The organism is Amycolatopsis decaplanina DSM 44594 (genome assembly GCF_000342005.1).
Taxonomy (GTDB): Bacteria; Actinomycetota; Actinomycetes; order Mycobacteriales; family Pseudonocardiaceae; genus Amycolatopsis; species Amycolatopsis decaplanina.
In genome coordinates this window covers 21,325-35,392 of record NZ_AOHO01000068.1, presented here as the reverse complement: position 1 = coordinate 35,392, position 14,068 = coordinate 21,325, and the positions used below count along the sequence as shown (strand labels likewise).

9 protein-coding genes and 1 pseudogene are annotated in these 14,068 nt (G+C 67.0%); all 10 read right to left on the bottom strand.

Features of this window, described 5'->3' with window-relative positions:
- A complete protein-coding gene (locus tag H074_RS25520; RefSeq protein ID WP_007032953.1) occupies nt 1-1,245 on the bottom strand; it encodes a cytochrome P450 family protein in 1,245 nt (414 codons plus the stop codon).
- Between the two features lie 7 nt (nt 1,246-1,252).
- Complete coding sequence (locus tag H074_RS25515; RefSeq protein WP_007032952.1) at nt 1,253-2,356, bottom strand: cytochrome P450 family protein; 1,104 nt, start codon at nt 2,354-2,356, stop codon at nt 1,253-1,255.
- 110 nt (nt 2,357-2,466) lie between these two features.
- The gene (locus tag H074_RS25510) at nt 2,467-3,984 is read right to left on the bottom strand and encodes an aromatic amino acid ammonia-lyase (RefSeq protein WP_007032951.1); all 1,518 of its coding nucleotides are present in this window, start codon (nt 3,982-3,984) and stop codon (nt 2,467-2,469) included.
- A 288-nt stretch (nt 3,985-4,272) separates the two neighbouring features.
- Nucleotides 4,273-4,674: a hypothetical protein gene (locus tag H074_RS25505; RefSeq protein ID WP_152521496.1), complete on the bottom strand. Its 402-nt coding sequence runs from the start codon at nt 4,672-4,674 to the stop codon at nt 4,273-4,275.
- Nucleotides 4,675-4,676: 2 nt separating this feature from the next.
- Nucleotides 4,677-5,345, bottom strand: coding sequence for a hypothetical protein (locus H074_RS25500; RefSeq protein ID WP_152521495.1), 669 nt, complete (start codon nt 5,343-5,345; stop codon nt 4,677-4,679).
- Complete coding sequence (locus tag H074_RS25495; protein WP_039923393.1) at nt 5,318-7,417, bottom strand: KR domain-containing protein; 2,100 nt, start codon at nt 7,415-7,417, stop codon at nt 5,318-5,320. The genes H074_RS25500 and H074_RS25495 overlap by 28 nt, the downstream gene beginning before the upstream one ends.
- Nucleotides 7,332-8,924, bottom strand: a complete 1,593-nt coding sequence (locus H074_RS25490) for a KR domain-containing protein (protein ID WP_268744778.1) — start codon at nt 8,922-8,924, stop codon at nt 7,332-7,334. The genes H074_RS25495 and H074_RS25490 overlap by 86 nt, the downstream gene beginning before the upstream one ends.
- Before the next feature lie 367 nt (nt 8,925-9,291).
- A complete protein-coding gene (locus tag H074_RS25485) occupies nt 9,292-10,620 on the bottom strand; it encodes a LuxR family transcriptional regulator (protein WP_235096874.1) in 1,329 nt (442 codons plus the stop codon).
- 491 nt (nt 10,621-11,111) lie between these two features.
- Nucleotides 11,112-12,482, bottom strand: a complete 1,371-nt coding sequence (locus tag H074_RS25480; protein ID WP_039923389.1) for an IS1380 family transposase — start codon at nt 12,480-12,482, stop codon at nt 11,112-11,114.
- Between the two features lie 225 nt (nt 12,483-12,707).
- Nucleotides 12,708-13,991 (bottom strand): annotated as a pseudogene (locus tag H074_RS25470) (ISL3 family transposase).
- Nucleotides 13,992-14,068 lie beyond the last annotated feature (77 nt).

The following is a 14,068-nucleotide window of genomic DNA, read 5'->3' as shown; positions in this document are numbered from 1 at the left end:
TCACCTTTCGGAGCAAGCGAGTTCGGTGAGTACCACGGGCAAGGCCTGCAGGCGTCGCATGAACATGCCGGGACGCCAGACCACCTCGTCGGCCGGGACGGCGAGCCTGATTGAGAATCGGCTCAGCAATCGGGTCAACGCGGTTTCCATCTCCAGCCACCCCAGTTGGGCGCCGAGACAACGATGAGTACCTCGGCCGAATCCGAGATGCCCTCGTGCGTCGCGGGTTATGTCGAACTCGTCGGGGTTTTCGAACCAACGTGGGTCGCGGTTCGCCGCCGCGACGGACACGAGGATGAGCTCGTTGGCCGGGATCGTCGTGTCGCCTAGCTTCATCGGGCATTCGGAGTACCGAGGCGTGAGCATCCTGAACGGGCTCTCGTAGCGCAGGATCTCGTTGATGCAGCCGGTCAGCAAACCGGGATCTTCGGCGAGAGCGCTCAGTTGCGCGGGGTGCCGGAGCAGCGTGAAGAGGCCGTTCGAGAGCGCGCTTCCCGGTTCCATTCCCGCGATGAGCATCAACGTGACCATCGAGATCAGCTCGACGTCGTCGAGTGCACCGTTGCGGTGGTCTTCGACGAGCCCGCTGATCAGATCCGGCCCTGGGTCGAGTTTCTTCGCCGCGAGGAGGCTTTCCGAGAATCCGACGAGAGCCGCCCCCGCTTCTTCGATCTGCGGGATGTCCGGGGCGGTCAGGATGTCGTTCTCCCAAGTGGGGAAGTCCTCACGGCTTTCGGCCGGGACGCCGAGCAGATCGGCGATGATCGTCACGGCCAGCGGCCGGGTGAACTCCTCGATGAGGTCGATTGGCCTGCCCAGTGGAATGGCGTCCAGCAGGTCGGTCACCAAGCGCTCGACCTTGGGCTTCATCTGCTCGACTTTGGCCGAGGTGAAGGATTTCGCGAGCAGGCTTCGCAGACGGGTGTGGTCCGGCTCGTCGCGATCGAGCATGTTCCGCCTGATGGCGTGGGGCAGCCGCGGACGGCGCTCCGGGCGTACGAGGGACTGTTCCAGGATCTCCTTGCGTTTGACCACCAGGTCTTTCTTGAGACTGGAGTCGGCAAGGAGTGCGCGCGCGTCGTCGTAGCGGCCGACCACCCACATGCGCATGCCGTTGTTCTCGATGGGTGTCGCGGCCTCTGTTTCCCGTACTTTCGCGAGATCGTCGTAGGGATCCTGCATGAAGCGTCGGTTGATCAGCTTCACCAGGGCGGGAAAGACATCCGTGTGCTGCGTGTCCGGCATACGGACCTCACTTCGTTCGGACGCGCAGCGAGACGAGCCCACGCGTGATCACACTGGGATTCCATCGAGCCTCTTCACCCGGCTCGGCCGGCCGTAGCTCCGGGAATTTCCGTACCAGGGAACCGATCGCCGTCTGGACTTCCAACCGGCCGAGCGGCGCACCCAGGCAGTAGTGTCTGCCCCAGCCGAAGCCGAGGTGCTGCTTGGCGGTACGGCCGACGTCGAGATCGTCGGCGTCCTCGAAGCGTTCCGGATCACGGCCGGTGGACAGCAGCGAGAACAGGATCGGCTCGCCCGCGGGTATCGTGACACCGGAGAGGGTGATCGGTTCGTCCGCACTCCGGTAGATGGCCAGCCCCAAAGGCGCCTCGAAGCGAAGAAATTCCTCGACGGCTGTCTCGATCAACTCCGGCCGGGCACGCAGGCGAGCGAGTTCTCGTGGGTGGGTCAGCAGGAGATGGATGCCGGTGCCGATCATGTTCGCGGGGCCCTCACGGCCCGCGATGAGCAGAAGGTTGATCATCGACGCGAGCTCTTCCCAGCTCAGTTCGTCGCTGTCGTGCGCCAGCACGAGCCTGCTGAGCAGATCGTCCTGGGGTTCCCGGCGTTTGTGGTCGATCAGCCGACGTCCGAAATCGTGCATGTCGGCCGCCGGCCGCAAAAGTTCGTCGTCGTTGTTCTTCTTGAGGATCGTCGAAGCGATTTCGTTGCCCCACTGGTGGAACGGCTGGCTGTACTCCGCGGGAATGCCCAGCAGCGCAGCGGTGGCGCGGGTGGCGAACGCTCCTGCGTAGTCCGAGACGACGTCGACGATCTCTCGTGCCGCCAGCTCTTCCAGCAGTTGGTCGCAGATGCGTTGGAGTGTCCCCCGCATGGCGTTGGCCTTCTGCTGTGTGAATGCTTCGGCGATGACGGAGCGGAGACGGGTATGCACCGGCGGATCGACGTTCAGCATGTCGGTGGTGAGCGCCGATTCGACCTTCGACGGGAGCGCGGCGAACGGCCGCTGGATCTTCAGCCGCGTCTGATCGTTCGACAACCGTGGGTCCGCGAGTCCTTGCCGGACGTCGTCGTACCGGGTGACCAGCCAAACCTGTTCACCACTCGGCATCACCACCTGCTGTACCGGTGCTTCCCGGCGGAGATGGTCGTAGGTGGGGTGGGGGTCGGACAGAAAAGCCGGACTGAACGGCTGGACGGGACATCCGGAAGCCGCCCGAGTCATCTGTCCACACCAGACATCGCGACGTCGTCGAGTACGTCGGCGGCCCGCCGCACATCCTCGTGGAGAGGGCGGTCCGGATCGATCGGGGCGATCTCGTCGACCAGCCTGTCCATCACGTCGGCGCAGGCAGGGGCGGTCGGCCTGCGCGCACCGACATGGACCGCCTGGCGCAGGGCGAGGGCCAAGGAACCATGCAACAGCCGCAGCGACCGTACTTGATCGAAGGCGTTCAACGCGGCCTGTGTCCCGAACGGAACGATGTCCTGGTTGTGCAGGTTGGTGGGCAGACTCTGCAGCGAGGCAGGCATGGCCGAACGGCGCATGTCGGCGACGATCGCCGTCGCGGCGATCTGAACCCCCTGTACCCCGTGCTGTCGCCCGGGTTCGGTGGCCAATACCGGGGGAAGGCCACCGTTGCGGTGAGGGTCGACGAGGAGGTCGAGCTGGCGTTCGGCGAGGTTACCGGTCTGCACGACGGCCATGGTCATCGTGTCGGCGGCGAAAGCGACAGGCTGGCCGAAGAAGTTACCGCCGTGGAGAACGAGATCGTGCTCCGGGAAGAACAACGGGTTGTCGCTGATGCCGTTCAGGTCCTGCAGGATCACTTCCCGCGCTTGGCGCATGCTCGTTCTCACCGCGCCGAGGAGCTGAGGAACGCAACGGATGGTGTAGGGCTCTTGCAGCGGCCGGTCTCCGGTCGGCCGGGTGCCTGCCAGGTGTGCCCGCAGGTCAGCGGCCTCCTCGACGACTTCGGGATGCCCGAAGGCATCGAGGAGGTGGTGATGGCTGAAGTCGGTGCCGCACCCGAGTTGGTCGGCGAGCAGTGCGGTCAAGAGTCCGGCGATCCGGTGCGAGCGGGTGAACTGGGCCATGGCCAGTCCGGCCGCCGCGGCGGTCAGGGAGACGCCGTTCACCAGGCCCAGCGCGTCCCGGCCGTCGAGTTCGAGAGGCCGCAGACCGCAGGATGCGAGCGCGTCACCCGCCTCCATCCGAACGCCACCGGCATAGGCGTGCCCCCGGCCTTTCAAGGCCTGTGTCATGTGTGCGAGCGGAACCAGATCGCCACTGGCACCGACCGAACCGAGCCGGGGCACGGCTGGAGCGAAGCTCGTCCCCAGCATTTCCGCCAGAGCCTCGAGCACGGTCGCCGAAACGCCCGACCGTCCCCGCGCGAGCGATGACAGCCGGGCGAGCACGGCCGCGCGGACGATGGACTCCGGCAGATCGGGACCTTGCCCCGCGGTGAGGTGGGAGAGCAGGTTCTCGCACTGGTCGGCGTCCGCGTCCCGTCCGGAAAAGCCGACCAACGGTCCGAAACCTGTTGTCGCACCGTAGACAGGACGCCCTTCGGCGAGGCACCGCATGACGAACTGCCGTCCCTCGTCCACCCGGTTCCTGGTGTCCGGGTCGAGCGTCACCTCGATGGCGCCGCCGGCGGCCTCGAGATCGGCCAGCGTGCGTGATTCGGCGACGGAAATGACGGGAACGTAAGGCGGCGTCTGGATCAAGGTCACGGTAGGCACATCCTCTCGGCACGGTCCTGTGCGGCTCGCGGATCTACCTGGTGCCGTGGCTCGATACACACCACGACCTTGTCGGCATCACCGAAATGAAGTGCTCGTTGGCTTTCGTCGGACCGGTGTGACGAACCGACCATCATGCTATGTAGATCACTCGGTGGCGACAACGACGGTTCCGTCGGGCGGAACGACAAAGGGAGGGCTTGTGGCATAAGGACGAACGTCCCGCGCGTGTCCACTTGGGACGAGTCGCCGAGCTACCCCTTGGTTCTCCCGGGGCCGTTACGAGACGCTCACCGTTTCGTAACGGGTGCGGGGGATCTCGTCCTTGCGTCGGTGGTCGTTCACGTGCTCGACGCCGTTGAGACGGAGTACCACCCATCCGTCCACCATCGCGAGTCCTCCGCCCGGCTCGATGTGCACGGCTGTGGCGTCCCTGGCCCCTGGAAGGGCTTCGAGCCGCCTGATCTTCAACCGTCCCACGGAGGGCTCGGCCGACGCGAGGATCGCGGCGAGCGCCGGATGCGGGAGGCATGCCGTCGGCGTCGGCGTACCGCACCACAGATCCTCGTCCGCGTGGGCGCGCACCCCGATGAGTCCTCCCGTCGGGGCGGCGGGCGCTTCGGGCGGGTGCTCGCCGTAGTTCAGCACCGCCGTCGCCGTCGTGCCGGTGTCGTCGTTCACCGTCACTCGCACCTGCCAGACCGAACCGTTCCAACCGCGTCGAACTCCAAGGCCAGGGAGCGTCCGCCGGGCCGGAGCCCGGCGAGACGGATGTCCACATCGGACACCGAAGCCAGGTGCTGACGTGGATGTCCTTCCGGGCGTACCCAGTCACCGGCGGCGAGGACGTGTTCGAGCAGCATCGGAACAGAGAGCGCGCCACCCGATTCGCACAGGTGGGAGTCCTCGGTGAGGGTCCATCGGCGCCGGGTGCGGAACTGCTCGTGTTCGACGAACCGGCTGACTGCGCCGAGGAACCAGCGACCGGTGTCCACCCGTTTCCGATCCGGGCTTCCGGCCGGCCACGGCGTGCCGCTCAGGTGGTGCGGCCGGGCCATCACACCGAGCCTGCCGAAGTAGCCGGCCTCCCCGCTGTGGTCCGGGTTTCCGCTCAGCGCGGCCATTTCCGCGAGCCAGTTCGCGATGCCGTCCTCGGGTGACATCGTTGAGCCGTACCGGGCGGCGCCGACGTAGTGCACGATGTTGCCGGTGCGTTCCCAGGTCGGCCAGTTGATCGTGTGCACAGGCACGCCACTGCGCCGCGCTGTCCACAGTCCGAGCCTGCTCAGCGCGCCGCTGCCCGCCGCGTAGGCGGTATGCCCGACTATCCCGCCGACATGGACCCCGCGCACGAGACGAAGCGTAGGGGCCGGTCCGCGGGCGACTGGGCGGTGAGCACGTCGAAGAGTGTCGCGAAGCCGGTGACCTTCACGTCGACCGCCCGTACCACTTCCTCGGGCGTGAGCCGGGAAAACCGGACACCGCGGTAAGTGGCGGCGTTGTGCACCAGCACGGTCGGACTTCGATCCAAGCCGGCTACCAGCCGTTCGACCTGATCGCGGTCGGTGACATCACAGGGCTCGTAACGGATCCGCAGACCGCGGTCGGCCGCGGCGGTGAGATTGGCCGGCGCGGTCCGCACGAATTCGGCGTCTTCGACGACGTGACGGCCCTCGGCGACCCCACCGGGTGTGCCGACCGCTTCGAGCAGACGCCGCTTGCGCCAGGCGGCGAAGGCGTCGTCGTCCGTCTCCGCACCAGGCCCGGTCAAGGGACGTCTCCCGGTGACCACCACCTCCGCGCCGAGCGCGGCGAGTTCCCGGGCGAGGGCGAAACCGACTCCTCGGCCGCCACCGGAGATGAGCACGCAGTCGCCGGAACCCACCGGTAGCTCCGCGGTCGGGTCCGAGGGTGAGGACGTGATCCGGACGCGCTGAACGTGGCGCACGCCGTCGCGGTAGCCGACCTCCTGATCGCCCATCGGGCGGGCTTCGGTGTCGAGCACCCTGGCGATCGTGGGGGGATCGACGTGATCGAGGTCGATGCTCTTGGTGACGACACGTGGCAGTTCGACCATCAGGTTCTTCGCCAGAGCAGCCCAGGCCCCGCCCAGTGGTTGGGGGACAGTGGCGCCGGAATGGCCGAACAGCCCATCGCCGTGGCTGATCGTCAGATACTGAAAACGGTCCGCCTCCGCTGTTTCCAGCCAGTGGTCGTATACCGCCTGGAGTGCCGCGGTCGTGGTCAGCAGCGCCTCACGCCAGGCCGGGTCACCCAACTCGTGGTCGTCGAGGCCGGTGAGCGTGAGATCGGCGATTACATCCCACTCCGCCGCCGGTTCCGCGCCACACGCCGTGCCGACGATGGCGCCTCGTGCCGTGAGCTGCTCCGCTACCGCCTCGGTGGCGGGGCCGTGCGCGCCCCGCAGCAGCACCCGCCGGTCCCGGAGTCCGCCCGGAACGGGTTCCATCGGGCGCGGCACCGGCTCGGCCACCCAGCGCTGCACCGGCCGTGAGAAGGACGAGCTGTCATAGGCGAGAAGCTGTGGGCGCACGGCCGGTTCGTTTTCCGCGCCGTCTCGAGGCAGCCGCACCTCCGGCGGGGGAGCTTGAGCGGGATGGGCCGCGCGCTGCTCGTCGACCGTCCGCACGTGTCCGCTGTCCTGATGCACGTAACCCAGCGGTTCACCGGTCGCGCCCGCCATCCGCACCACGAGTCGTCCGTCCGAGGCGAACACCCCGCCCCAGAGGCCACCGTCCGGTCCGGAGGTGGCCCTCAGCGTCAATTCCTCCGCGGCCAGCGCGACGTCGTTGAGCCCGCCGTAGAAGTCGATGCGGCGCATCGTCCGCGGTACCGCCAACGGGCTCCATCCGTCTTCGGCGGTCACCGCCATCACTTGCGCCAGCGCGTCACAAACCACAGCGGGAAGTACCGAGTGCTCGAACCAGCGGGCCACCTCGACGCCGTCGAGCGTCATCGTGGCCAGTTTGCCTTCGGGACCGGAGAGAACCCGCTTGGTCGCCGCGAAGGTCCCGGGCAGCGAGATGAACGAATTCGGCAGTTGGTAGGGGTTGGCCAGATCCACCGCGCCGGCGGTGCGGGGAAGCTGATCCGGTCCGGGCCGCGGGCACTCGGCCGGTCGGTCACGCAGCACCACCGACATCCTGCCGTGTTCGCGGTCGGTGGCCAGCACCGTCCCGTCCGGCGCCACCACATCGGTCAAGATCCGCACCCGCACCACGGTCTCGCCGTACTCGCCGGGCGCGTCTTCGACGACCTCTGCCACGATCTTCTTCCGCTGCGGCTGGGCAGAGGCCCGGAAAACGCGGACGAAGCGGTCAAGGGCAAGATCTCGCACCCCGACGGGTACGAGGCCGGGTACCAGTGCCTTCGCCGCCTGCGCGGCGATCTCCACGACGAGCATTCCGGGGTACGGTCGGGTGCCCGCCGGCCAGATGGTGTTCCAGATAGGCATCGCGGTCGACGCTGAATTCCCGCTGGGCGACCAGCCTGCCGTCACCGAGCTCGGTGATCTCGCCGAGCAGCGGTCCCGCGTCCGGAGCAGCCGTTTCCGGCTCCGGAGCCCAGACCGCGGTCCGCCACGGGCGCTGCTCGCGCATGATGCGCTGTTCCACCGCACCGAAATAGCCGAGAGTGGGCACCGCATCCGGCCTGCCCAGCTCGGCGAGGAAATGGGCGACGCCCTCCGCGGCGGGCATCCGCGACATGTGCCGGTCCAGCACTTCGCCCACCAGCGGGTCGGTGGAGCGGGTCGTGCCGTCCCACAGTTCCCAGCCGAAGGCGGTTTCCGCCGGGGCCGAGGACTCGGCGGCGGCCGTGTAGAGGAAGTCGTTGGCCGCGCCGTAGTCGGTCTCGCCCTGGATGCCGAAGAGCCCTCCCAGCGAACCCGCGTTGACCCAGCGCAGGGGCCGGTTCCCAGCGAAAGCGTGCTTGAGCGCGTGATAGGTGTCCACCTTGATGTCGCGCACCGCACGGAAGTTCCTCAGGGACTTCGCGGGCAATTTCGCGGAGCGGGTCTGCCCGGAGAAGTTCAGCAGCAGATCGACAGGCCTGCCGCCGTGGGCCGCTATCACTTCCGCGCAAACACGCCGCACCTGATCCGGATCACAGGTGTCGCACACGTGGTAGTGCATCTTGCCCTCGCCGCAGAGCGCGGTGAGCCGGGCCAGATCGGCGTGCACTTCCCGTGCCTGTGCGAGCCTTCGCAACCTGGCGTTGGCCACCGGTACGTCGCCCTCTTCGCGAGCGGCCGCCACCAGCGCCGCCCGGCGACGGAGCCGATGGGCTGCTTCGTCCTCTGCCAGTTCTTCGTACTGGTAGGCGGAAAGGTCGTTGGTGCCGAGGATATGGATGACGGGACGGCAGTTCTCGGCCAGGCCGCGGAGGGTGAGCATTCCGATACCGCGGCTCGTTCCCGCGCCGAGCAAGACGGCGTCCTCGGCGAGGACCGGTCCCCACGCAGGCGGTACGTGGGCGGACCGCGCGCGCCTTACCCAGCGGTCGCCGCCTCCGAGGACCACTCCCGGCAGGGCGTGCCGGATCCGCATCTCCTTGGCGAGTTCCAACAGTTCGCTCCTGGCCCGGCCGCACCGTAGCGCCAGCAGGCCGCCTTCGGGAGCGTGAGAACGAAGGATTTCGTTGCGGTCGCAGACGAGAGAGGCGCCGTCGGCGACCGAGTGCGCCCCGCCGGCCACCAGGGCTGCGATCTCACCGAAACTGTTTCCTACCAACAGGTCCAGGCCCGTACCGCGATCGGCGAGTAGGCGGTGCGCGGTGACGGATGCGCCGTAGATCGCCAGTTGGAGCTCGTCAGGACGACGAGCGAGCATCTCCTCGAGCGAGGGCACTTCCGCCGCGAACACCACCGAACTGACGGTGCGGCCGGTCCGGGCGCGATACACCTCGTCGATGGTTCGAACACTTCGCGTACCGCTTCATCACCCTGTTCCCATGGAACGGCGAGTGTGCCGGGTCGGTATGCTCCTTGGCCGGGAACCAGCCCGACTTCAGTCTGTCCGAGGTCCATGGTTCGGCTCACCTTCTGTCCGGCTTCGTTCCATAGCGCCAGGAAACGTGAAGTGACTTCCTGTTTTCGGACGTTATAGGCCGATGTGCCGGAGCACCGCGAAGAGTGCCCGAACAGTGCGCCGAGACGCCCCTTCGTCACAGAAACGGGGCGAATGAGTGCCCCGTCCGGACGACGCGCTTTGCCCCGGCAAGGACGTTCGGGAAGAATTGCCGGTCGAACGGGCACTCCGGCCGTCGACGCCTGGTGTCCTACAAAATGGGAACTACGATGGAACGTAGTTCGCTTCGGCCGGAGATCGCGAGCTTGCGATACGTATTCGAGAGATGAAACTCCACGGTCGAGGTGGTCAAGCGTAAACGCTTGGCGATCTCCCCGTTGCTCAACCCGGCTTGAGCGAGGTTCGCGACCTTTCGTTCCCTCGAAGACACTCTCTGGGTGGCGTCGGCTGCCGTCCAGCGTCGCATCGCGTCGTCAGCGCGGATTTCCCAGGCCTTGTTGCCTAGCGAAATCGCTGTTTCCCGGGAGTCTCGGAGGGCGGACTGGACCTCCTCGTGTCGTCCCTCGAGCTTCAGCTTCACGGCGAGTTCGTACTGGGCTTCCATCAAGGTGTTCCGCGCATTACTGCGGGCCAGCAGTTCGACCGCCTTCTTCAAGAGCTCGATGTCCCGGCCCCCGGTGGACACCAGGCCGACCGCGCGCAAGGCCGTACCGACCGCGCGGGCGGTACCCCATCGTCTCGCGTGGCTGAGCTCCTCCTCGGCAAGGGGGAGTGCGAGGGTCTCGCGTCCCGCCGCGGCGGCGCAGAGCGCCGCGCGTGACCGCCAAGGGATGACGGCGGGATTGGTGACCCCCCATTCGGCGAGCTCCCGGCCGCAGGCGATGAAGTCCTCGTAGGCCGACTCCGGCTGCCCGATCGCCCGTTTCAGGAGACCGCGCGCCGCCAGGACTTCGGCGCGATCGACGACGGCGTCCAGGTTGCCGCTGAAAGTGTGGGCGCGCATCAAATCGTCCGCGCGATCGAAATCGCCGAGATCGACCAGGGCTTCGATGGCCCAGGCCACCGCGACCTCGGTGAATTGATCCCCGACGCCGTCGGCGATGACAGGAAGGAGCAGTCGGACGGCGGTGACCGAGTCTCCGCTGAGAGCCGCGACACGAGCTCGGAGCACTGTCAACGTGGACGAGGTCGCCCAACCCGCGCGTGCCATGGCACGCGCGCAATAGTACTGGGTGCTGTCGCCGTCGTCGAGGTAGGCGAACGACAGAACAGAGTACCAGAAGCTGCCGACATCCCGCCAGTTGAACGACTTCAGGGCCCGGTGGGCCAGTTCGGCCGCTTCCAGCGGTTGGTGCCCGTGGTTCACCAGCAACATCGCTTGCGTCGCGCTCAGGCGCTCCGGCGGAACAGGATGCCCGTGCCGACCACTGGTCTGAGGCCCAGGCCTTGGACTGCCCGCCACGTAGACCAGGCCACCCAAGTCGGGTCCGACGATGTCGGGTGAGCCGACCGAGAGGACTTGGCGCAAGGTGCTCAATGCGGCTTCGTCGGCCTCGGACCACCGGCCCAGCTTGCTCAACCGCGCCCGCTCCTTACGCGCGGCCTCGAGCGCTTCGAGCGCGGCCGCGGTGTCGTCCGGCTTGCCCCGTTCAGTCATGCCTTTCCCTGTCCCGCCTACCTGTTCGGTCGCCGATCGGCCCGGCCACGCCGGATCGAGTCGCGAAAATCGCCTTCGCGGGTCGTTTTTCCCACCTGGGTGGGGGCCATCTTCGCTTATCGTACTTCGGCCGGCGCAGTTGGCCATCCTCCCCGGTGGGGCCTTGCCGCTTCCTGGGTCGGTCGTGAGTGGTGTTTCAGGCTGATGACGGTACGGTGAACGTGGTGTGAGCGGGGATCGGGAGCCTGGCATCTCCCCAATGTCGCAAGGGAGACGCTCAGCCTGGATCCACCGGTGCGTTTGTTAGGTGGTTTTGGTGGGGTTTGTTGATCTTGTGGTGGATTGTTGGGCAGGGTGGGGTGCCGGACGTCGCATCCGGTGTGTCCACTGTGGTCCGGTTGGTGGGGTGGGGGTCAGGTTGTTCGGTGATGCGTGGCGGTGAAGAGTGCCTGGTAGGCGGCTTGCCAGGGCCAGTTCGCTGGTAGGTGGAGGGTGATGCGGCGGGCGGTGCGGGTGATGCGGGCGGGGATGGTGATCAGGTGCCGGCGCAGCGTGCCGGTGCGGGCTTTGGCGTGGAAGATGCTGGTCAGGCAGCCTGCGGCGCGCAGCAGGTTGTGGGTGAGGCAGGCCAGGATGAGCCAGGCGTGGTTGGCGGGGAACCGGCCGGAGGGGAAGTGGGCGAGGGCTGCGTCGTTGAGGTCGGCGAAGACCTGCTCGATGATCGCGTGTTTGCGGTGGTATTTGTCGGCGGTGTGCAGGTCGAAGCCGGTGTCGGTGAAGATCGCGTGGTAGTTCCAGACGTGGAACAACTCGCCCTGGTCGTTCCGCTTGAATCTCGGGGTGCGGCGGACGAGTAGCCGTGCGGTGACCTGACGGCCGGGGTTCTCGGCGGCGTGGACGAACGCGGTCAGGGTGGTTTCGGCGATCTCGGCATGGGTGATCAACTCGCCGGTCAGCGGGTCGGGGATCGGGTGCCGGTATTCGACCTCGCTCCAGTCGTCCGCGCCGATAGCGCTGATCGCGGCCTGGGTGGCCACGTTTTTCTGGGCGGTGACCGAGAACAACGCTCCCGCCGCGCGGATCGCGGCGATGATCGGGCCGGTGAAGAACGCCGAATCGGCGCGGACCACGATCACGCCGGTCGCGCCGGCCCGGAGCGCGAGACCGATCGCCTCGGTGATCATCGACGCCGCCCCGCGGCGGGAATCGGCGTTCCCGCCGCGCAGCCGCGCAGCCAGGACCACCGGCGCGCAGACCGGGGACGACAGGGTGGCGACCAGGTGATTCAGGCCCCGGACCCCGGTATAGGCGAACCCGCTGCCCTGCTTGGCATGACCGTAGGTTTCCTTGATCTTGGCGTCGATATCGATAAACGCCAGCTGCTCGACCCCAGGCAGCAACGGGGTCCGTTCGGCCAGCCGGACCAGCACCTCAGAAGCCACCGACGCGAGCTGACGGGCATGACCGTGGGTGAACCCCCGCAACCACGACCCACAGGTCGAGGGCGCCCGCACGCCAGTGAACAACCGCGGCATGGCCCCGTGCCGGATCACGTCCAGGTCCTCGATCGAATCCGCCCCGGCCACCATCCCCGCAATGATCGACAACGCTTTCGCGTCCGGGTTCGCCCCGACCGGAATCCCCAGTTCAACCCGCTGATTGATCAGGCCACCGATGCCGATGTCCTCGGCCAGCCGCAGCACCGGCACCAGCCCCGCGCACGACACGAGACCCGCATCATCGAACCTCACCGACACCGCACCGGCGCTATGAGATGATCGCATCCAGCAGATGCCCTCTCGCTAGGTGATTTTTGTTTCGTCGCAAGAACAATCATCCCAAGCCAGAGGGCATTTGCGCACCCAGACACACCCCAAACACCCACATCACACCGGTGGATCCAGGCTCAGCGTCCCCAATGCCTCATTGGGGACATCAGGCCGCGGCGCGAGCCGACGGCGCGAGCGACACGCCACGTTGCCTTACCCCTAAAAAGGGGCTCTGTTGATCTATGTGTGGGTCCGGTGGGGTAGTTCGGGGCGGTAGCCGCCGAGCGCGAGGAGGGCGAGGGAGATCAGGGCGTCTGCGTGTGTGAATCCGAAGGCCAGCCGGGTCAGTAACCGGATCTTGGTGTTGGTCGATTCGATCAGCGCGTTGGACAGGCCGTGATCGAGACTCGCATGGATTGCTGCGCGCTCGGCTCTGATGGTCTTGGCCAGCTTGACAAACTCGGGTATCCGGCAGTGTGCCGCCCAGGCCAGCCAGCGTTGCAACGCTTCTTTTCCGGCCTGGCCGCCGACGGCGAAGACGTGCCGGAGTCCTTCTTTGAGCAGGTAGGCGCGGTAAAGCCGCGGGTCGGTCTTGGCTATCCAGGCCAATTTGTGACGCTGATGGTCGGTGAGGTTTTCCGGGTTCTTCCACAACGCCTATCGGGCGCGTTTCATGCCTTGCGCGGCGCCGGCTGATGCGGTGCGTCCACGCCGGTCTTTGTGGCTGCCGCCGGGTTGACGGCGTGCGGTGTTCCATACCTGGCGCCGGACCTGGTCCAGGGCGTCGGTGGCCCACTTGACCACGTGAAAGGGATCCGCGCAGCGGATCGCGTTCGGGCAGTACTGTTCGACGGTCCGCGCGATCCAGGCGGCCGCGTCCGCCGAGACATGCGTGATCCGCGCACATCGGCCGGGTCCGAGCAACTCGAAGAACGCGGCCAAGGTCGGTTTGTCATTACCTGCCGCGGCCCACATCAGCCGGCCGGTGTCGTGATCGACAACAACGGTGAGATATCGATGGTTCTTCTTGTAACTGATCTCATCGATTCCGATCCTGCGCAGCCCGGCCAGCCGATCCACTCTCGCGTCGATATCGGCCCGGACCCGGGTGATGATCGAGCCGACCGTCGGCCAGGCGATCCGCATCAGCTGCCGGACCGTGGACCTCGACGTCGCGGTCGCCAGCCAGGCTACGGTGTCATCGAAGGCGCGAGTATGCCCAGCGCCGTGCCGCGCCCAGGGCACCGCACTGACCACGACCCCGTGCTCACGACATCGCACCCGGGACGCGGCAGCTTCGACGAACGTCCGCACTGTTCCCAGGTCCAGTGCACGCCATCGACGCCGGCCCCGACCGGCGTCATAACGAGGGCAACGCCGCGAGCACACCCCGCACCGGTCACGATCCCGGCGCCGGACCCGCACTGCGGCCACCAGCACCTGCTCGGTCTCATCGAACTCGACCGACTCCACGACCGCCGTGTTCACACCCAGCAGCCGACCCCATACCCTGACAACGGGCACGTCGTTCTCCGTCTATCCAGTTTCTGTTCCTCGACAGCTCAGAAACCTAGACCCAGCAACGACGTGCCCTTCTACTA

Coding starts and splice junctions, on each gene's coding strand:
- H074_RS25520 (WP_007032953.1), bottom strand. CDS start 1,245: ATGCCGGACACGCAGCACACGGATGTCTTTCCCGCCCTGGTGAAGCTG.
- H074_RS25515 (WP_007032952.1), bottom strand. CDS start 2,356: ATGCCGAGTGGTGAACAGGTTTGGCTGGTCACCCGGTACGACGACGTC.
- H074_RS25495 (WP_039923393.1), bottom strand. CDS start 7,417: ATGCTCGTCGTGGAGATCGCCGCGCAGGCGGCGAAGGCACTGGTACCC.
- H074_RS25480 (WP_039923389.1), bottom strand. CDS start 12,482: ATGCGATCATCTCATAGCGCCGGTGCGGTGTCGGTGAGGTTCGATGAT.